Source organism: Achromobacter sp. 1011791174, from assembly GCF_059760925.1.
In genome coordinates this window covers 49,724-68,970 of sequence record NZ_JCBANH010000022.1, presented here as the reverse complement: position 1 = coordinate 68,970, position 19,247 = coordinate 49,724, and the positions used below count along the sequence as shown (strand labels likewise).

Here is a 19,247-nt window from a genome sequence, read left to right as displayed (position 1 = left end):
ACCCGGAATTCTGCATGAATGCTCAGATCGCCCTGATACTCGGGCAGGACGGCATCACCAATGGCGCGATCTATGCGCTGCTGGCCTTGTCCATCCTGCTAGTGTTTACCGTTACCCGCGTCCTATTCATTCCGCAAGGCGAGTTCGTCGCCTTCGGCGCGCTGACCATGGCCTCGCTGCAGGCCGGCAAGCCGGTGGCGCTGGTGTGGCTGCTGCTGGCCTTCGCGCTGGCCGAAGCCGTCTGTGACCTGCTGGCCTGGCGCAAGCGGCCGGCGCGCATGCGCGTCTGGCGCATCGCCGCCAAGGCGGTCTACCCCCTGATCCTGGCCGCCCTGCTCTACCGGCTGCCGCTGGCGCAGCTGCCGATGGCGGTCCAAGCGCTGCTGACGCTGCTGCTGGTGGTGCCGATGGGGCCGCAGCTGTACCGCCTCTTCTATCAGCCGATCGCGGCCGCCTCCACGCTGGTGCTGCTGATCGTCTCGATCGCCGTGCACCTGGCGCTGGTCGGGCTGGGCCTGCTGGCCTTCGGCGCCGAGGGCGCGCGCACCGCGCCGTTCAGCGACGCCGGGCTGACGCTGGGACCGGTCAACGTCAACAGCCAGGCGCTGTGGGTGGTGGCGGTGTCGGCGCTGCTGATCGTCGTGCTGTACCAGTTCTTCGAGCGTTCCATGTACGGCAAGGCCCTGCGCGCGGCGGCCTTCAACCGGCTGGGCGCGCGCCTGATGGGTATCTCGCCGGTGTTCGCCGGCCGCGCCACCTTCTTCCTGGCGGCGCTGATCGGCACGGTGTCGGGCATCCTGATCGCGCCCATCACCACCATGTATTTCGACTCCGGCTTCATGGTCAGCCTGAAGGGCTTCGTCGGCGCCATCATCGGCGGACTGGTCAGCTATCCGCTGGCCGCCGCGGGCGCGGTGCTGGTGGGCCTGATCGAGGCTTTCTCCTCGTTCTGGGCCAGCGCCTACAAGGAAATCGTCGTGTTCACCCTGATCATTCCCGTGCTGCTCTGGCGCTCGCTCAAGAGCCATCACGTCGAAGAGGAAGAAGAATGAATCCCCGCTTCGTCCTCCTGGCCTTCCTGGCCCTGCTGGCGCTGGCGCCGCCATTCCTGCCGCCGTTCTATGTCACGCTGCTGAACTACATCGGCCTGTACGCGCTGGTGGCGCTGGGCCTGGTGCTGCTGACCGGCGTGGGCGGGCTGACCAGCTTCGGCCAGGCCGCCTTCGTGGGCCTGGGCGCCTACACCACGGCCATCCTGACCACGCGCGCCGACAGCCTGCCGTCCTGGCTGGGCTGGCTTGGCACCTCGCCCTGGCTGACGCTGCTGGCCGGCCTGCTGCTGACGCTGGTGGTGGCCTGGCTGCTGGGCGCGATCACGCTCAAGCTGTCCGGCCATTTCCTGCCGCTGGGCACCATCGCCTGGGGGCTGTCGCTGTACTTCGCCTTTGGTTCGATGGAAGGCCTGGGCGGACATACCGGCATTCCGGACATTCCCGCCATCTCGCTGTTCGGCAAGGCGCTGGACCAGGGCGAGACCATCTACTACCTGATCTGGGCCTTCCTGCTGCTGGCGGTCTGGTCCACCCGCAATCTGCTGGACTCGCGCGAGGGCCGCGCGATCCGCGCGCTCAAGGGCGGCCGCGTCATGGCCGAGTCGATGGGCGTGGACACGGCCCGCTCGCGCATGGTGATCTTCATCATCGCCGCGCTGCAGGCCTGCGCCTCGGGCTGGCTGTACGCGCACATGCAGCGCTTCGTCAATCCGAATCCGTTCGGCCTGCAGATGGGCATCGAGTACCTGTTCATGACCGTCATCGGCGGCGCGGGCCAGGTATGGGGCGCGCTGGTGGGCGCGGGCGTGTTCACCGTGCTCAAGCAGTGGCTGCAGGACCTGCTGCCCAAGGTGCTGGGCCAGACCGGCAATTTCGAGGTCATCGTGTTCGGCTTCGGCATGGTGCTGCTGCTGCACCGCGCGCGCAGCGGCCTGTGGCCCTTGCTGACGCGCTGGGTGCCGGTGCGCAAGGTCGAGCGCAAGCTGGACCTGGACGCCGCGCCGCTGCCGCGCAAGCCCATGCCGCCGCGCGGCGAGGTGGTGCTCAAGGCGGTGGACGTGACCCGCAAGTTCGGCGGGCTGGTGGCCAACAATGCCATGAACCTGGAGATCCGCGCGGGCGAGATCCTGGCGCTGATCGGCCCCAACGGCGCAGGCAAGAGCACCATGTTCAACCAGATATCCGGCGTGGACACGCCCACCTCGGGCCAGGTCACGCTGCTGGGCCAGCAGGTGGCCGGCGCCGGCGCGCGTCGCATCGCGCGGCTGGGTCTGTCGCGCACCTTCCAGCACGTGCGCCTGCTGGGCCGCATGAGCGTGCTGGAGAACGTGGCGATCGGCGCGCACCTGCGCGGCCATCGCGGCGTCATGCCGGCCGCCTGGCGGCTGGACCGCGCCGAGGAATCGCGCCTCCTGGCCGAGGCCGCGCGCCAGGTCGAGCGCGTGGGCCTGGGCCGGCATCTGCATGACGAGGCCGGCTCGCTGGCGCTGGGTCAGCAGCGCATCCTGGAGATCGCGCGGGCGCTGGCGTCGGATCCCTGCATTCTGCTGCTGGACGAGCCGGCGGCCGGGCTGCGCTACCAGGAAAAGCGCGAGCTGGCCGAGCTGCTGCGCAAGCTGCGCGCCGAAGGCATGGCGATCCTGCTGGTCGAGCACGACATGGATTTCGTGATGGGCCTGGTGGACCGCGTGGTCGTGATGGACTTCGGCGAGAAGATCGCCGAGGGCCTGCCCGCCGAAATCCAGCACAATCCGGCGGTGCTTGAAGCCTATCTGGGCGGAGTGGAATAAATGGCGGCGAAACTGCTGGAAGTGCAAGGCCTGCGCGTGGCCTACGACAAGATCGAGGCCGTCACGGGCGTGGACCTGGCGGTCGGCCAGGGCCAGATCGTGACCGTGATCGGCCCCAACGGCGCTGGCAAGACCACGCTGCTGTCGGCCATCATGGGCGTGCTGCCCTCGAGCGGACGCATCGTGTTCGACGGCAAGCCGCGCGAGCACGCCGAAATCGAGGAAATGGTCGCGGCCGGCATGAACCTGGTGCCGGAAAAGCGCGAGCTGTTCTCCGAGATGACGGTGGAGGACAACCTGATGCTGGGCGCCTTCGACCGCTACCGGCGCGGCCAGCGCGACCACGACGGCACGCTGGCCGAGGTCTATGACCTGTTCCCGCGCCTGCGCGAACGGCGCGGCCAGCTATCCGGCACGCTGTCCGGCGGCGAACGGCAGATGCTGGCGGTGGGCCGCGCGCTGATGGCCAAGCCCAAGCTGCTGATGCTGGACGAACCCAGCCTGGGCCTGGCGCCGCGCATCGTGCGCGAGGTCTTCCACATCGTCGCGCGCCTGCGCGACATGGGCGTGTCCATTCTGCTCATCGAGCAGAACGCGCGCGCCGCGCTGCAGGTGGCGGACTATGCCTATGTGCTGGAAACCGGCGCGGTGACGCTGGAAGGCCCGGCGGCGCAGGTGGCGCAGGATCCGCGCGTGGTCGAGGTCTATCTGGGGCTGGGGCACGGCGCGGCGGCGCAGGCGCCGGCCTGAAGCGGCGATCCTGGCATCCGCGCGCATGGGTCCCGGCGCCGGCCGCCGGGGAAACGGCTGGCGCTAGGCGATGCCCCGGCGCCGGTCGCGGCGGTACAGCGCGTAACCGAGCGGCCACATCAGCCCCACCATCAGCCGGCCCAGCGGCCGCGTCAGGCGGTAGGCTTGCACGGCCGTGGCCACGCCGGAGTGCTCCAGGTGCAGGCGGAACCGGGTGTAGCGCGCCGCCGCCATGATGAACTCGCGCGGCCGGTAGCGGAAGTATTCAAGATGGTGCTGCAGCATGTCCCAGGCCAGCAGGTACAGGCCCTGGGCATTGCTGCCCACCGCGACCGTGCCGCGGCTCAGGCTGTCCGTGCTGTCGTGGTAGACCCGCACCACCTGGTTGATGAAGCGGCTCAGATAGCCGGCGCGCGAGATCGCCCACCACACCAGGCTTTCCGGCACGAAACCGGCCACGTCCTCGGGGAAGGGAAACTTGCGCAGCACGCTGGTGCGCATGCAGCCGAACTTCTCGCCCTTGATGCGGTGGCGGAAATACACGTCGACGGCGGTGCTGTCGAACACGTCCTGCGGATAGCGGTCGCCGACGACGGAGCCATCGGGCCGGGCGCACAGGCCGGTCACGGCCACGTAGGAGTCGCGGCGCGCGGGCGGGATCGAGTCCCAGACCGACTTGAAGATCTGCAACGCGTCCGGCGGCATTTCGTCGTCGCTGTCCAGCCCGACGATCAGCTCGCCGCGCGCCTCGCGCACGCCGCGGTTGAACGCCGTTTTCTTGTGCTGGTTGTTTTGCCAGACATAGCGGATGGGAAACGCCGCGCGCGCCTGCCAGGCCAGCACCGAGGCGTGCGTGTTGTCCGTGGAGCCATCATCCACCACAACCCATTCGAAGTCCTTGAAGGTCTGCTGACAGAGCGACTCGTACACCCGGTGCAGCGTGCCCGCCCGGTTGTAGGTTGGGGTCAGAATGGTAAAGAACGGTGGTGTGTCGGCCATGCCTGCTATGCCCCTTTGCGATCGTCTGGGAACCGCTGCGGTCTTGATTTTGGTGTCTTCGTTGGTGTTTTCGCCTGAAGTTTAGGGGATATGCGCGTGCCCGCCCATGCCGCGGCATTTGAATTTGCAATCAAATCTGACAAGACGTCGTCTGATCTCCGGCGATCAACCAGGGCTCTCCGATCCGGGCAGCCGGAGTGGCGTAAACTCGGGCGGCAAAAACCGGAACGCCCATGGAAGCCCCGACCGTCCAGCTCAACGACATCGCCCTGTTTGTGGAAGTTGCCAAGCGCAAGAGTTTCAGCCTGGCCGCGCGCGCGCTGGACATGCCCACGTCCACCTTATCCCGCCGCATCAACGAGCTGGAGCGGGCCATCGGGCTGCGCCTGATCAACCGCAACACCCGCCGCCTGGACCTGACCGAGGCCGGCGCGGCCTACATGCGCCGCTGCCAGGGCCTGATCGACGAGGCCCGCCTGGCGCACGAACAGCTGCTGGCGCTGGCCGGCGGCCCGTCCGGCAACCTGCGCGTGTCCATGCCTTACAGCCTGGCGATCTGGCTGCTGCCCGAGATCATCAACGATTTCACCGAGCGCTATCCGGACATCGAATGCGAGTTCGACCTCAGCATGCTGACCGCCTCGGATACGCAGGGCACGCCGTTCGACATCATGCTGCGCTTCGGCCGCAACTCCGACTACAACCTGCCGCCCACGGGCGAGCAGGGCAATGGCGGCCATAGCGGCGCCGTGGTGCAGGAGCTGGTGCGGCTGGACAACTACCTGTATGCGTCCGACCGCTACCTGGAGCGCCACGGCGAGCCGCTGACGCCGCAGGACCTGAGCGCGCACCAGTGCCTGCGCACCACCATCGACGACGAGCATTCGCACTGGATGCTGCACAACGGCAGCATCAGCGAGATGGTGCCGGTCAGCGGCCACCTGGCCGCCAACAACATGAGCATCGCCGGCACGCTGGCCGGCCTGGACCTGGCCATCACCCGCATGCCCCACTGCCGCGCGCTCGATCCCATCATCAAGCGCAACTCGCTCAAGCGCCTGCTGCCAGGCTGGTCGGTGGACCCGATCTCCATCTACGTCACCTACCCGTCCAGCATCCAGCCGGCCAAGACGCGGGCGTTCATGGATTTCATCCTGCCGATGCTGGGCCCGGCGCAGTAAGCGCTGCGGGCGAGCCCGCTTGCCGGCGGCGCGCCGTCAGCGAGCGCTTACCCTGAACACCGGCCCCTGGCCGGATTGGCGACGCAGAGCGGAAACGACAAAAAACCCGCATGGCTCGCGCCAGGCGGGTTTTTTCAGATCAGGACGCGGACCTAGTCGGCCCCGCGTCTCGCGTCAGAGCTTAGACGCGCTTGATCTTTTCCAGCATCTTGAAGACGCCCTTGGGCGACTTGACGAAGAGGCGCTTGAAAGCCTTGCCCAGGCAACGGCGTTCCAGGGTGTTGCGACGGACGCGCTTGCGTTCTGCCATGTTGATTCTCCTGCGTAGTAGGTTGGCGGGTAGCCGGATTTGCGGGTATCGGATTTGCGAATCAGGCTGCGGCAACCGCAATTGGCACCCAGCCCATCGCCCGCACAACCCAGTCACCATCTAACGACAGGCTGGCGGAAAATTCGGATAACTTGGCATTTTAGCCTGAAATCCGAAAAACACGCCAACCGGCGCTAAAAGAGCCCAAATCCAAGGCGGATCCTACAGTTTCGCCTGGACCTGCTCCGCGCTGGGCAGGGGCTCGACCGCGCCATACCCCAGCGTGGACAGGGCCGCCGCCACATTGGCATAGCGCACCGCGTCCTCCCAGGAATCGCCCTTGCAGCGGCGGGCCAGCAGGCTGCCGGCGAAGCAGTCGCCCGCGCCGGTGGCGTCGACCGCCTCCACCCGCAGCGCCGCCACCGGCTTGCGCCCGTGGCCGTCGTCGATGATGGAGCCGTCCTTGCCCAGCTTGAGCACCACCACCCCGGTGGCGCCGGCGTCGCGGATCCAGTCCAGCGTGCGTTCCGGGTCGTCATTGCCGGTCAGGTGCTGCATGTCGTCCATGCTGGGCAGGAACAGGTCGGCCTGGCGCAGCGCCTCGCGCAGGATGGCGCGGGCGCGGTCCACCGGCCACAGGCGCAGCCGCAGGTTGGAATCCAGGCTGACCTGGACGCCGGCGGCATGGGCGCGCTCGATGGCGGCGAACACGGTATCGCAGGCCGAGGTGCTGATGGCCAGGCTGATGCCCGAGACATGCAGGTAGCGGGCGCGCTCGATCAGCTGGCCCTTGAGACTGGCCGGCGTCATGCGGCTGGCGGCGGAATCGCGCCGCAGGTAGCTGAAGGAATGGCCCTGCGGGCCGTGCTGCACGAAGTACAGGCCGGTATGGGCGTCCGGGTCCACTTCCACGCCGGACGTGTCCACGCCCTCGGCCTTCCACAGTTCCAGCAGCTGGGCGCCGAAGCTGTCCCCGCCCACCCGCGTCAGGTAGGCGCAGCGCGCGCCCTGGCGGGCGGCGGCGATGACGGCGTTGGAGGTGTCGCCGCCGAAGCCCTGCCGGTACTGCGGCTCGCCGGCGCGGGTCTGGTTGAGTTCGACCAGGGGTTCGCCCAGGGCGACGATATCGATATCAAGCATGGGCGGCCTCGCGGGTCTGGATGATCTGCTTGACCAGCGCGGCGGTGTCGCGCGCGGCGAAGGCGGCTTTGTCATAGAGATTGCTGCCGATGCCGACGATGCTGGCCCCGGCGGCGAAATAGGCGCCCATGTTGTCCACCGTCACGCCGCCCGTGGGGCAGAACACCGTGTCCGGGTAGACCGACTTGAGCGCGGCCAGGTGCTTGGGGCCACCGGTGTCGGCGGGGAAGATCTTCACCATGTCCACGCCCGCGCGCCGCGCGGCCAGCACCTCGGTGGGCGTGAAGGCGCCCAGCAGGCACAGCGCGCCGGCGGCATGGGCCATGTCCACGGCCTCGGTCGCCAGGGCCGGCGAGACCAGGAAGTCGGCGCCCGCCACCAGCGCCTCGCGCGCCTGGCTTTCGTCCAGCACGGTGCCCACGCCCAGCAGCAGCGCGTCGCCGTGCTTGTCGCGCAGCGCGCGCAGCAGGTCGGTCACGCCCGGGATGGTCCAGGTGAGTTCCAGCGTGGTGCAGCCGGCGGCCACCGCGACCTCGGCCGCATAGGCGGCGGCGGACGCGTCGGTATAGCGCAGCACGGGCACCACCCTGGCGGCCAGCAGGGCGGCCAGCTTGGAGGCGCGGGAATCGACGGAGGCGTTCATGGGGTTCCTTTGAATGGATTGCGGCGGGCGCGCCGATCAAGCAGCGCCGGATGCCACTGGCAGCATGGCGAGTTTGGCGGCGGCCGCATCGCGCAGCCGCAGCAGGGGATCGATATAGGCGGATTGCGGATCGTCGCGGCGGCGGAACAGCAGCGTGCTGACGCTGACGCCGGCCACCGGCCGGCCGCCCGCGTCGCGCAGCGCCACGCCGTAGCAGACGATGCCGGGCTCGTTTTCCTCATCGTCGACGGCATAGCCGCGCGCGGCGGTCTCGGCCAGCGCGGCACGCAGGGCCGGCAGGCTGGCCAGCGTGGACGGCATGCGCGCTTCCAGCGGCAGTCCGTCCAGCAGCCGTTCGCGCTCGGCCTCGCCCAGCGCGGCCAGGTAGGCCTTGCCCACGGCGCTGGAATGCAGGGCCACGCCCGCGCCCACGCGCGACACCATGCGCACCGGACCGGGACTTTCCAGCTTGTCGATATAGACCATCTCGGCGCCGGCGGGCACCGCCAGGTGCACGGTCTCGCCGGTGGCGTCGCGCAGCGCCTGCAGCTCGGGCGCCAGCGCGGCGCGCAGGTCGAACTGGGACCAGGAGCGGCTGGCCAGCTGTAGCAGGCGCGGCCCGAGGCGATAGGCGCCGCCGCTTTCCATCAGCATGCCCTGCTCGGCCAGCGCGGCCAGGATCCGGTAGACCGTAGGCCTGGGATAGCCGCAGGCGCGCGCCAGCGCCGCCGCGGTGGGCGGCTGCTGCGCATCGGCCACGGCCTGCAGCACGGTCATGAACTTGGCGAACGCCGCAGCGCCCGCCACCTTGGTCTCCAGCAAGGAATTCCCCATCCGTTATCGGGTTATTCGCGTATGCCCAATGCATGACGCACGATTTTCAGACGAATCTGCGATACTGTTTATTTGTACAGTTTGGCGCGGCACGCTGTCCATAATATAGACAGCGTGCTCACGATATAGGCAATTATTCCATATCGCCGCGCCCGGAACCAGCGGCGCCGAGGCCGCCCGGACCAGCCCATTCCTTCAGGCTACGATACCGCCCCATGAGCTCAGAAATCCGCATCGTTGGCGCACGCCAGAACAACCTCAAGAACCTGGACCTGACCATCGCCACGGGCGAACTCGTGGTCGTGACCGGGGTATCCGGCTCGGGCAAAAGCTCGCTGGCCTTCGACACCCTGTACGCCGAGGGCCAGCGCCGCTACGTGGAAACCTTCTCGCCCTATGCGCGCCAGTTCCTGGATCGCATGGACAAGCCGCAGGTGGACCGCATCGAGGGCATCCTGCCGGCCATCGCCATCGACCAGACCAACCCGGTGCGCAGCTCGCGCAGCACGGTCGGCACGATGACCGAGCTGAACGACCACCTGAAGCTGCTGTTCGCGCGCGGCGCGCGCCTGTTCTGCCGGGGTTGCGGCAAGCTGGTGCGGCGCGACACGCCCGACTCGATCTTCCACGCGCTGGCCGAACGCTCGGCCGCCGCCGGCGATCCGCGCTTGGTCGTGACCTTCCCGATCGCGGTGCCGGCCAACTTCACCGAAGAAGAAGTCCGCGGCTTCCTGGAGCAACAGGGCTACACCCGCGTGCACGCCGAGGAAAACGCCGTGCCGCGCGCCGCCGCGCCGGCGAAGAAGGGCAAGGAAAAAGGCAAGGCCGCCAAGGCCGGCGCCGAGGCCCGCCGCATCCTGCACGTGGTGCAGGACCGCTTCCGCTTTTCCGGCGCCGAGCGCGAGCGCGTGATGGAAGCGCTGGACACGGCCCTGCGCATGGGCGCCGGCCACCTGGCCGTGCACGTCATGGACGACGAGGGCCAGGACGCCCAGGTCTGGAAGTACAGCGACCGCCTGCACTGCGCCGACTGCGATATCGAATACACCGATCCGCTGCCCAGCAGCTTCTCGTTCAATTCGCCGCTGGGCGCCTGCGAATCCTGCCGTGGCTTCGGCCGCGTCATCGGCATCGACTTCGGCCTGGTGATCCCGGACGAGACCAAGACCCTGCTCGAAGGCGCGATCAAGCCCTGGACCACGCCGTCCTACAAGGAATGCCAGGACGACCTGCAGAAGTACGCGCCGCGCGCCGGCGTGCCGCTGGGCGTGCCCTGGAAGGACATGAAGCCCGAGCACAAGCACTGGGTGCTGCACGGCACGCCCGACTGGAAGGGCGGCAACGACGCCTGGAAGCACCAGTGGTACGGCGTGCAGCGCTTCTTCGACTGGCTCGAAACCAAGGCCTACAAGATGCACGTGCGCGTGCTGCTGTCCAAGTATCGCAGCTACACGCCCTGCCCCGCCTGCAATGGCGCGCGCCTGAAGCCGGACGCGCTGCTCTGGCGCCTGGGCACGAAGGAAGAAGCCGACGCAGTGCTGCCGCCCGACGATGGCCGCTACCGCCGCTTCATGCCGGTGGGCGCGAGCTGGACGCGCGAACAGCTGGACGCGCTGGACGGCCTGTCGGTGCATGACGTGATGCTGCTGCCGATCGAGCGCGTGCGCCTGTTCTTCGACAAGCTGTCCTTCACCGGCGCGCTGGACGCCGCCACCGACCTGCTCATGACCGAGGTGCGCGCGCGCCTGAAGTTCCTGTGCGACGTGGGCCTGGGCTACCTGACGCTGGACCGCCAGAGCCGCACGCTGTCCGGCGGCGAGGTGCAGCGCATCAACCTGACCACGGCGCTGGGCACCTCGCTGGTGAACACGCTGTTCGTGCTGGACGAGCCGTCCATCGGCCTGCACCCGCGCGACATGCACCGCGTGGTCGAGGTCATGCACCGGCTGCGCAACGCCGGCAACACGCTGGTGGTGGTCGAGCACGACCCGCAGGTCATGGTGGCCGCCGACCGCGTCATCGACATCGGCCCCGGCCCCGGCGAACGCGGCGGCCGCATCGTCTTCGACGGCACGCCCGCCGCGCTGCGCGCCGCGCCCACCCTGACCGGCGACTATCTCGGCAGCCGCCTGCGCGTCGAGGCGCCGCGCCCCATGCCGGTGGCGGCCAACACGCCGCGCCTGATCCTGGAAGGCGTCAGCGCGCACAACCTGAAGAACGTCTCGGTCGAGCTGCCGCTGGGCCGGCTGGTGTGCGTGACCGGCGTGTCCGGATCGGGCAAGTCCACGCTGGTGCAGGACGTGCTCTACCCCGCCCTGCTCAAGCAGAAGGGCAAGCCGACCGAGGCCCCCGGCGCCTTCCAGCGCCTGCTGGGCGCCGAGCAGATCGCCGAAGTGGTCATGGTGGACCAGACCCCCATCGGCAAGACCGCCCGCTCCAATCCGGCCAGCTATGTCGGCGCCTTCGACGCGATCCGCAAGCTGTTCGCGCAGGCGCCGCTGGCGCGCGAGCGCGGCTACACCGCCGGCACCTTCAGCTTCAACGGCGGCGACGGCCGCTGCCCGACCTGCGGCGGCACCGGCTTCGAGCACGTGGAGATGCAGTTCCTGTCGGACGTCTACCTGCGCTGCCCCGACTGCGACGGCAAGCGCTTCCGCCCCGAGGTGCTGGAAGTACGCGTCGAGCACCTGGGCAAGAGCGCGTCCATCGACGAAGTGCTGGAAATGACGGTCAGCGAGGCGCTGGACTTCTTCAAGGGCCTGCGCGACGTGCAGACCGGGCTGGCGCCGCTGGGCGACGTGGGCCTGGAATACGTGCGCCTGGGCCAGCCCGTGCCCACGCTGTCCGGCGGCGAGGCGCAGCGCCTGAAGCTGGCCGGCCACCTGGCCGAGGCCGCGCGCAGCGGCATCTCCACCGCCAAGGTCGCCAAGAAGGGCAGCCTGTTCCTGTTCGACGAACCCACCACCGGCCTGCACTTCGATGACGTGGCGCGGCTGATGCGCGCCTTCCGCAAGCTGCTGGCCGCCGGCCACACGCTGCTGGTGATCGAGCACAACCTGGACGTGATCCGCGCGGCCGACTGGCTGATCGACCTGGGCCCCGAAGGCGGCGACGCCGGCGGCCTGGTGATCGGCACCGGCACGCCGCAGGACCTGATGGACAACCCCAAGTCGCATACCGGCGCGGCGCTGCGCGATTATGAAACCAGCATCCTGCCGACGCCGGTCGCCGACGTGGCAGCGTCCAGCGACATGGCCGCGCAGGAAGCCGAACAAGCCGGCCTGAGCGCGCGCATCGCCGAGCCGGACGCGCCCTATGGCGCCGGCGAAGGCACGCCGCTGCAATCGCTGATGCGCGCGCGCCGCCAGAGCGCCATGTCCATCGAGATCCGCAACGCGCGCGAGCACAACCTGAAGAACGTCAACGTCGAGATCCCGCGCGACAAGTTCACCGTGATCACCGGCGTGTCCGGCTCGGGCAAGTCCACCCTGGCCTTCGACATCCTCTTCAACGAAGGCCAGCGCCGCTACCTGGAATCGCTCAACGCCTACGCCCGCGCCATCGTGCAGCCTGCCGGCAAGCCCGACGTGGACGCCATCTTCGGCATCCCGCCCACGGTCGCCATCGAGCAGCGCACCAGCCGCGGCGGACGCAAGTCCACCGTGGCCACGATGACCGAGATCCATCACTTCCTGCGCCTGCTCTACGTCAAGCTCGGCACGCAGTACTGTCCCGACTGCAACGTCGCCGTCGAGCCGCAGAACACCGACCAGATCGTGGCCCGCCTGCTGCGCGAGCGCAGGGGCGAGCACATCGGCCTCCTGGCCCCGCTGGTCACCGCGCGCAAGGGCTACTACACCGACCTGGCCAAGTGGGCCGGCGCGCGCGGCCACTCGCACCTGCGCGTCGACGGTCAGTTCATTCCCGTGGCGCCGTGGCCGCGCCTGGACCGTTACAAGGAACACACCATCGAGCTGCCGGTGGCGGACGTGGTGGTCGATCCGGCCAACGAGGCCGAGCTGCGCGCCGCGGTCAAGAGCGCGCTGGAGAACGGCCAGGGCGTGATGTCCGTGGTCTGGCCGGTGAACAAGCTGCACGAGGCGCTGGACAGCGACCTGCAGCAACAGCACTTCTCGGTCAAGCGCGCCTGCCCGTCCTGCGGCATCAGCTTCCCCGAACCCGATCCGCGCCTGTTCTCGTACAACTCCAAGCACGGCTGGTGCACCGGCTGCTTCGGCACCGGCCTGCAACTGCAGGGCTTTGACGAGGAACAGACCGGCGAGGAAACCGCCTGGAACGCCTGGTACGAAGGCGAGGCCAAGGTCTGCACGCAGTGCGACGGCCAGCGCCTGAACCGCGTGGCCCGCGCCGTGCGCTGGCGCGACAAGTCGATCGCCGAACTGGCCTCGCTGCCGGTGTCGGACGCGCACACCTTCTTCACCGGGCTGGTGGCGCGCGGCCGCGAGGGCGAGATCGCCCGCGACATCCTCACCGAGATCCGCGGCCGCCTGAACTTCATGCAGGAAGTCGGCCTGAACTACCTGGCGCTGGACCGCGCCGCGCCCACGCTGTCCGGCGGCGAGGCGCAGCGCATCCGGCTGGCCGCGCAGCTGGGCTCGAACCTGCAGGGCGTGTGCTATGTGCTGGACGAGCCCACCATCGGCCTGCACCCGCGCGACAACCGCATCCTGCTGGACGCGCTGGCGCGGCTGGAAGGCAACGGCAACACGCTGGTGGTGGTCGAGCATGATGACGACACCATCCGCCGCGCCTCGCACATCATCGACATCGGCCCCGGCGCCGGCGTGCGCGGCGGCCGCGTGGTGGCCCAGGGCAGCGCCCAGGACCTGATCGACGCCCCCGAATCCGTCACCGGCCGCTACCTGGCCCATCCGCTCAAGCACCCGCTGCAGGGCCGCCGCCCGGTCGAGGCCGATACGCCCATGATCCAGATCCGCGGCGCGCGCCTGCACAACCTGCGCCATGTCGACGCGCAGATCCCGGTGGGCCGGCTGAGCGTGGTGACGGGCGTGTCCGGCTCGGGCAAGTCCACGCTGGCGCGCGAAGTGCTGCTGGACAACCTGATGCAGGCCGTCTCGCAGGGCAAGGCGCCCGGCTGGGCCGGCTGCGACAGCATCACCGGCTGGGAGGCCATCGACCGCGTGCTGGAAGTGGACCAGACGCCTATCGGCAAGACGCCGCGCTCCTGCCCCGCCACCTACGTGGGCTTCTGGGACGACGTGCGCAAGCAGTTCGCCGACACGCGCGAGGCCCGCATGCGCGGCTGGACCTCGGCGCGCTTCTCTTTCAACACCGGCGACGGCCGCTGCCCGATCTGCGAGGGCCAGGGCATGCGCACCATCGAGATGAACTTCCTGCCGGACGTGAAGGTACCCTGCGACGCCTGCAACGGCGCGCGCTTCAACCAGGACACGCTGAGCGTGCAGATGCGCGGCAAGAACGCCGGCGAGCTGCTGTCCATGGAAGTGGACGACGCCATCGGCTACTTCGCCGCCCATCCCAAGATCCACCGACCGCTGCAGCTGATGCAGGACGTGGGCCTGGGCTACCTGACGCTGGGCCAGCCCTCGCCCACGCTGTCCGGCGGCGAGGCGCAGCGCATCAAGCTGGTGACCGAGCTGTCCAAGGCCCGCCTGACCGACGGCCTGATCAAGACCGGCCGCGCCTCGCGCATCCCGCACACGCTGTACGTGCTGGACGAGCCGACGGTCGGCCTGTCGATGGCGGACGTGGAGAAACTGATCCACGTGCTGCACCGGCTGGTCGAGGCGGGCAACACCGTGGTCGTGATCGAGCACAACCTGGACGTGATCGCCGAGGCCGACTGGCTGCTGGACCTGGGCCCCGAGGGCGGCACCGGCGGCGGCCAGCTGGTCGCCCAGGGTTCGCCGGAACACGTGATGACCCTGAAGGACAAGTCCCACACCGGCCGCGTCCTGACGGAATTCCTGGCTCATCAGCAATAGGCAAGCATGCTTTGTCGCTTTGAAGACCGGCTGGCCGGCCGCGCCCTGCGGCTGGACGGCTTGCGCCGCCGCATCGAGGCGCGCGCCGCCGCCGAGGTCGGCCCGGCGCTCCAGGCCATCGAGGCCGAGCGCCGCCAGGGCCGCTGGGTCGCGCTGATGCTGGACTACGAGCTGGGCGAATGGCTGCTGCCCGAGGCCGCGCGGGCCGCGCCCGCCGGCCCCTGGACGCCGCCGGCCGACGACGGCCGGCCACGGCTGCGCGCGCTGGTCTTCGACGGCAAGACCGACGAAGCGCCCTGGGACTCGCCTGGCCCGGACGCGCCCGCCGCCACGCTCACGCCCGCCGCGCCACGCATGGCCGAGGCCGACTACCTGCGCCGCATCGACGAGATCCGCGACCTGATCGGCGCCGGCGAGCTGTACCAGGTCAACTACACCCAGCCGCTGGACCTGCGCCTAGCCGGCGATCCGGCCACGCTTTACCGCCGCATCGCCGCGCGCAATCCGGTGGCGCACGCCGCCTTCATCCAGGACGGCGAGCGCAGCGTGCTGTCCTTCTCGCCCGAACTGTTCATCCGGCGCGACGGCGAGCGCCTGACCACCCGGCCCATGAAGGGCACGGCGCCGCGCCATCCCGACCGGACCGAGGACGAGCGCCTGGGCCGCGAGCTGCTGGCCAGCGAGAAGAACCGCGCCGAGAACCTGATGATCGTGGACCTGCTGCGCAACGACCTGGGCCGGCTGGCCGAGCCCGGCTCGGTGACGGTGGACGCGCTGTTCTCGCTGGAACGCTATCCCACGGTCTGGACCATGACGTCCACCGTCTCGGCGCGCGCCCCCCGCGCCTCGCTGGAAGACGTGCTGCGCGCGCTGTTCCCCTGCGGCTCCATCACCGGCGCGCCCAAGATCGCCGCCATGCGCCGCATCCGCCAGATGGAGATCGCGCCGCGCGGCCTGTACTGCGGCAGCATCGGCTGGCTGGCGCCGGACGGCGATTTCTCGCTGAACGTGGCGATCCGCACGCTGGTCGTGGACGCGGCCGGCGCCGGCGTCTACGGCGTGGGCGGCGGCATCGTCCATGACTCCGATCCGGCCTCCGAATGGCAGGAATGCCACTGGAAAGCCCGCATTCTCAAGGCCTGAGGGCCCAAATTCCCCGGGCCGGTAGTAGGATAGAACGCGGCCCGCGCCCGTCCCCCCTTCCCCAGGAGCGTCCCATGCAACCCGAACTGATCGAGACCATCCTGGTCGATGCCCAGCGCCGCATGCCGCTGCTGGCGCGGCACCTGAAGCGGCTGGAAGCCTCCTGCAAGGCGCTGGACTATGCCTGGGCCGGCCCCCCCGTCGAGGCCGACATCCTGGTCGCCGCCCTGGCCCTGTCCGCGCCCGGCCCGCACCGGCTGCGCCTGCTGGTGGCGCGCGACGGCGGCCGCAGCATCCAGACCGCCCCCCTGCCGCCGCTGCCGGCCGTGCAGGAAGTGATGCTGGCGCCCGAGGCGCTGCGTTCGTCCGAACCGCTGCTGCGCTACAAGACCACCCACCGCCCCTGGTACACCAAGACCATCGAGTGGCTGCCGTCCCACCCGCACCTGTTCGACCTGCTCTACCTGAACGAGCGCGGCGAGCTGTGCGAAGGCAGCCGCAGCAACGTCTACCTGCGCCTGGGCGCGCACTGGTACACGCCGCCGGTCGATTGCGGCTGCCTGCCGGGGGTGCAGCGCGCCGAGCTGCTGGAAGCCGGCCAGGCGAAGGAAAAGGTGCTGACCCTGGCCGACCTGCACGCGGCGGACGGGATCCGCCTGTCCAACGCCTTGCGCGGCTGGATCGACGTGACGCTGCGCGCGGCCTGAGCCGACGCCGGCGCCAGTCGTCCACCCGGACGGCACACTAGACCGCCTCGCCCACGCCGCGCCGCTGGCCCAGCTGCTCGCGCGCCATGGCCAGCGCGATGCGCGGCGCATCCCACAAGGCCGGCAGGATCAGTAGCGAGACCGGCACGGCGGTGATCACAATGAACGATTGCAGCGCGCTCACGCCTCCCGCTCCGATCGTGATCAACACCACGGCGGCCAGTCCCATGCCGACGCACCAGAAGGCGCGCAGCCATTTCCTGGGCGTGTCGTTGCCGGACATGGCCATGGCCACGGTATAGGCCATGGCGTCGCCATTGGTGGCGACCGAGATGAAGCTCAGGAAGATGAACAGCGCGGACACCAGCCCGGCCCAGGGCAGATTCTGCGTGATGCCCAGCAGCATCGCCTCGGGTTCGCTGCCATGGGCCGTGACGCTGCCCGGATTCTGCAATTCGAGCCCGATGCCCGCGCCCCCCACCACCGTGAACCAGAACATGGTCACCAGCGGCGCGACGATGGACAGCGTGCCGATGATCTGGCGTATGCTGCGGCCGCGCGACACCTTGGCGACGTACAGGCCCATCATCGGCGCATAGCCGATGAACCAGCCCCAGTAGAAGATGGTCCACCAGTCCAGCCACTTCGGATCCGCGCGATACGTCGTCATCGGCAGGAAGTACTCCAGCTGCAAGCCGAACGCCGTGGGAAAGGCCGACAGGATGAACAGCGTCGGCCCGGCCACGATCATGAACAGCGCCAACCCGATCATGAGCCAGACATTGATCTCGCTGACCACGCGGATGCCATTCAACCCCACCAGGCAGGACGTGGTGTACATGGCCGTCACCAGGACGATGGTGATGGACTGCGTGGTCAGGTCGTTCGGCAGGCCCCACACGGCGTGCAGCGCATTGCTGATCTGCAGGCCCAGGAAGCCGATCGGGCCGATGGTGCCGGCCACCACCGCGATGATGCAGGCGGCGTCGACCAGGCTGCCGATCATCCCCTTGAGCGCGCGCTCGCCCAGCAGCGGATACAGCAGCGTGCGGGGCGCCAGCGGCAGGCCCTTGTCGTAGTGCAGGTGCATCAGCACGATGGCCAGCAGGCTGCCAAGCACGGCCCAGGCCAGGAAGCCCCAGTGCACGAAGGACTGCGCCAGCGCCACGTGCGCCGCCATTTCGGTCTTCGGCTGCACCTGGGCAAACAGGGGCGGCGGACTGGCGAAGTGCATCAAGGGCTCGGCGGCGGCCCAGAACGCGCCGCCGCCCGCCAGCAGCGCGCACATGATCACGGCGATCCAGTTGAAGGTGCTGATGTCGGGCCGTCTGTCCACGCCGCCCAGGCGCACGCGGCCGCAGCGGCTGAAGCCGATGCCCAGGCTGATGACGAAGGTCGCCAGCATCAGGATCTGCCAGTACAGGCCGAACACCTTCGTCGACCAGGCGAACAAGGCGCCGACCAGCGCCGACACGGCGTCGATGTCCACCAGGGCCGCCGCCAGGAAGCACAGCAGGAAGCCGCCGCTGACGGCCAGCAGCGGCCAGTCCATGCCCTGCATAAGCGCGGGCCGCGCCTGCTCGCCGCCCGCTGCGCGGGCCGGAATCTCGTTCATGATTGTCTCCTCGTTATTTTTCCCCAAAGCCGCCCCAGACCTCATCGGGGGGCTGCCAGCCCGCGTGAACGGGCGTGGCGTGGGGTTTTCTTCATGGCCCCGCCGGCTCTCAAGGCCGTGGCGCGGTGCCCTGCTCCAGCTGATGCAGCCAGTTCAGCCCCATGATCCTGCGCAGTTCATCATCGACGAAGCCCCGCTCGCGCAGGCCCGCCGCGATCACGGGAAAGTCCCGGCTGTCGCGGAACCATGGCAGGGGCGCCGGCCAGTCCGCGTTGGCGGCCGATCCCTCGCCATAATCCTTGGCCTTGCTCCAGCGGCCGTTGCGCATCCATTCCAACACCTGCAGCGGCTGCTGCTGGCACAGATCGGTGCCGATGCCGATGTGGTCCACGCCCATCAGGTCCGCCGTGCGCGCCACCATGTCGCAGAACTCGTCCAGACGGCAGGCCGGGCCGCCGCGCAGATGGAAGGGATAGGTGCTGAATCCCAGCAGCCCGCCGGATTGCGCGATCGCGCGCAACACGGCATCGGACTTGTTGCGCCGGGCAGGATGGAAGCTGCTGGGGTTGGCGTGGGAAATGATCACCGGCCGCACGGACAGTTCAATGGCCTGCAGGGTGCTGCGCTCGGCGCTGTGCGACATGTCGATCAGCATGCCGACGCGATTCATCTCGCCGATCACCTGCCTGCCGAAGCGCGAAATGCCGTTGTCCTCGCTTTCGTAGCAGCCCGAGGCCAGCAGGCTCTGGTTGTTGTAGGTCAGCTGCATGACGAAGACCCCCAGCTGGCGAAACACCTCGACCAGGTCGATATCGTCCTCGATGGGCGAGCAGTTCTGGAAGCCGAAGAATACGCCTACCCGCCCCTCCCGTTGCGCCAGCGTAATGTCCGACGCCTGCCGCACGGGGCGGATCAGCCCGGGCCAGGCCTCGAAGCGGCGATTCCATTCCCCGATGCGCGACAGTGTCTCGCGCGCGGTCTCATGGTAGGCGATCGTCGCGTGCACGGCGCTCAGGCCGCCCTCGCGCATCTGGCGGAACAGCGCCTCGCTCCAGTTGGAATATTGCAGGCCGTCGATCACCAGCATGTCTTGCAT

The 19,247-nt window shown here is 69.0% G+C and carries 14 protein-coding genes; 7 read left to right on the top strand and 7 right to left on the bottom strand.

The annotated features are described in order from the left end of the window. Positions 1-14: 14 nt before the first annotated feature. The 3 genes from AC6LJ5_RS10650 to AC6LJ5_RS10640 are packed head-to-tail and all read left to right on the top strand — an operon-like array spanning position 15 to position 3,592. Positions 15-1,052 carry a branched-chain amino acid ABC transporter permease gene (locus AC6LJ5_RS10650; protein WP_498140441.1) on the top strand — a complete coding sequence of 346 codons (1,038 nt, stop codon included), beginning with the start codon at positions 15-17 and terminating at the stop codon, positions 1,050-1,052. Continuing rightward, positions 1,049-2,842, top strand: a complete 1,794-nt coding sequence (locus AC6LJ5_RS10645) for a branched-chain amino acid ABC transporter ATP-binding protein/permease (protein WP_498140440.1) — start codon at positions 1,049-1,051, stop codon at positions 2,840-2,842. The genes AC6LJ5_RS10650 and AC6LJ5_RS10645 overlap by 4 nt, the downstream gene beginning before the upstream one ends. Beyond that, positions 2,843-3,592: an ABC transporter ATP-binding protein gene (locus AC6LJ5_RS10640; RefSeq protein ID WP_103272632.1), complete on the top strand. Its 750-nt coding sequence runs from the start codon at positions 2,843-2,845 to the stop codon at positions 3,590-3,592. A 63-nt stretch (positions 3,593-3,655) separates the two neighbouring features. Here AC6LJ5_RS10640 and AC6LJ5_RS10635 read toward each other — a convergent pair whose 3' ends face one another. Then, on the bottom strand, positions 3,656-4,591 hold the full coding sequence (locus AC6LJ5_RS10635; RefSeq protein ID WP_103272631.1) for a glycosyltransferase family 2 protein: 936 nt from the start codon (positions 4,589-4,591) through the stop codon (positions 3,656-3,658). A gap of 233 nt (positions 4,592-4,824) precedes the next feature. Between AC6LJ5_RS10635 and AC6LJ5_RS10630 the strand changes: the two genes are divergently transcribed. After that, positions 4,825-5,772: a LysR family transcriptional regulator gene (locus AC6LJ5_RS10630; RefSeq protein ID WP_103272630.1), complete on the top strand. Its 948-nt coding sequence runs from the start codon at positions 4,825-4,827 to the stop codon at positions 5,770-5,772. A gap of 181 nt (positions 5,773-5,953) precedes the next feature. Here AC6LJ5_RS10630 and AC6LJ5_RS10625 read toward each other — a convergent pair whose 3' ends face one another. The 4 genes from AC6LJ5_RS10625 to AC6LJ5_RS10610 form a co-directional block, all read right to left on the bottom strand. After that, a complete protein-coding gene (locus tag AC6LJ5_RS10625; protein WP_006226408.1) occupies positions 5,954-6,082 on the bottom strand; it encodes a hypothetical protein in 129 nt (42 codons plus the stop codon). A gap of 222 nt (positions 6,083-6,304) precedes the next feature. Continuing rightward, positions 6,305-7,222: a sugar kinase gene (locus AC6LJ5_RS10620; RefSeq protein WP_498140439.1), complete on the bottom strand. Its 918-nt coding sequence runs from the start codon at positions 7,220-7,222 to the stop codon at positions 6,305-6,307. After that, on the bottom strand, positions 7,215-7,865 hold the full coding sequence (locus AC6LJ5_RS10615) for a bifunctional 4-hydroxy-2-oxoglutarate aldolase/2-dehydro-3-deoxy-phosphogluconate aldolase (RefSeq protein WP_103272628.1): 651 nt from the start codon (positions 7,863-7,865) through the stop codon (positions 7,215-7,217). The genes AC6LJ5_RS10620 and AC6LJ5_RS10615 overlap by 8 nt, the downstream gene beginning before the upstream one ends. A gap of 36 nt (positions 7,866-7,901) precedes the next feature. Beyond that, entirely contained in the window at positions 7,902-8,687 is a 786-nt protein-coding gene (locus AC6LJ5_RS10610; protein ID WP_392410071.1) for an IclR family transcriptional regulator, read from the bottom strand. Between the two features lie 227 nt (positions 8,688-8,914). Here AC6LJ5_RS10610 and uvrA point away from each other — a divergent pair, with 227 nt between their 5' ends. The 3 genes from uvrA (at position 8,915) to AC6LJ5_RS10595 (ending at position 16,536) form a co-directional block, all read left to right on the top strand. Next, a complete protein-coding gene (gene uvrA / locus AC6LJ5_RS10605) occupies positions 8,915-14,686 on the top strand; it encodes an excinuclease ABC subunit UvrA (protein WP_498140438.1) in 5,772 nt (1,923 codons plus the stop codon). A gap of 6 nt (positions 14,687-14,692) precedes the next feature. Beyond that, on the top strand, positions 14,693-15,829 hold the full coding sequence (locus AC6LJ5_RS10600) for an aminodeoxychorismate synthase component I (RefSeq protein ID WP_498140437.1): 1,137 nt from the start codon (positions 14,693-14,695) through the stop codon (positions 15,827-15,829). 74 nt (positions 15,830-15,903) lie between these two features. Beyond that, positions 15,904-16,536: an aminotransferase class IV family protein gene (locus tag AC6LJ5_RS10595; RefSeq protein WP_498140436.1), complete on the top strand. Its 633-nt coding sequence runs from the start codon at positions 15,904-15,906 to the stop codon at positions 16,534-16,536. A 37-nt stretch (positions 16,537-16,573) separates the two neighbouring features. Here the strand turns inward: AC6LJ5_RS10595 and AC6LJ5_RS10590 are convergent, their stop codons facing one another. Continuing rightward, on the bottom strand, positions 16,574-18,151 hold the full coding sequence (locus AC6LJ5_RS10590; protein ID WP_498140435.1) for a BCCT family transporter: 1,578 nt from the start codon (positions 18,149-18,151) through the stop codon (positions 16,574-16,576). A 109-nt stretch (positions 18,152-18,260) separates the two neighbouring features. Continuing rightward, positions 18,261-19,247 carry a dipeptidase gene (locus tag AC6LJ5_RS10585; RefSeq protein ID WP_498140434.1) on the bottom strand — a complete coding sequence of 329 codons (987 nt, stop codon included), beginning with the start codon at positions 19,245-19,247 and terminating at the stop codon, positions 18,261-18,263.

Excerpts from the sequence above, each read along its gene's own strand:
- AC6LJ5_RS10650 (WP_498140441.1), top strand. The coding sequence starts at position 15 with ATGAATGCTCAGATCGCCCTGATACTCGGGCAGGACGGCATCACCAAT.
- AC6LJ5_RS10595 (WP_498140436.1), top strand. The coding sequence starts at position 15,904 with ATGCAACCCGAACTGATCGAGACCATCCTGGTCGATGCCCAGCGCCGC.
- AC6LJ5_RS10630 (WP_103272630.1), top strand. The coding sequence starts at position 4,825 with ATGGAAGCCCCGACCGTCCAGCTCAACGACATCGCCCTGTTTGTGGAA.
- AC6LJ5_RS10645 (WP_498140440.1), top strand. The coding sequence starts at position 1,049 with ATGAATCCCCGCTTCGTCCTCCTGGCCTTCCTGGCCCTGCTGGCGCTG.
- AC6LJ5_RS10625 (WP_006226408.1), bottom strand. The coding sequence starts at position 6,082 with ATGGCAGAACGCAAGCGCGTCCGTCGCAACACCCTGGAACGCCGTTGC.
- AC6LJ5_RS10640 (WP_103272632.1), top strand. The coding sequence starts at position 2,843 with ATGGCGGCGAAACTGCTGGAAGTGCAAGGCCTGCGCGTGGCCTACGAC.
- AC6LJ5_RS10635 (WP_103272631.1), bottom strand. The coding sequence starts at position 4,591 with ATGGCCGACACACCACCGTTCTTTACCATTCTGACCCCAACCTACAAC.
- AC6LJ5_RS10615 (WP_103272628.1), bottom strand. The coding sequence starts at position 7,865 with ATGAACGCCTCCGTCGATTCCCGCGCCTCCAAGCTGGCCGCCCTGCTG.
- AC6LJ5_RS10585 (WP_498140434.1), bottom strand. The coding sequence starts at position 19,247 with ATGCAAGACATGCTGGTGATCGACGGCCTGCAATATTCCAACTGGAGC.
- uvrA (WP_498140438.1), top strand. The coding sequence starts at position 8,915 with ATGAGCTCAGAAATCCGCATCGTTGGCGCACGCCAGAACAACCTCAAG.
- AC6LJ5_RS10620 (WP_498140439.1), bottom strand. The coding sequence starts at position 7,222 with ATGCTTGATATCGATATCGTCGCCCTGGGCGAACCCCTGGTCGAACTC.
- AC6LJ5_RS10590 (WP_498140435.1), bottom strand. The coding sequence starts at position 18,151 with ATGAACGAGATTCCGGCCCGCGCAGCGGGCGGCGAGCAGGCGCGGCCC.
- AC6LJ5_RS10600 (WP_498140437.1), top strand. The coding sequence starts at position 14,693 with ATGCTTTGTCGCTTTGAAGACCGGCTGGCCGGCCGCGCCCTGCGGCTG.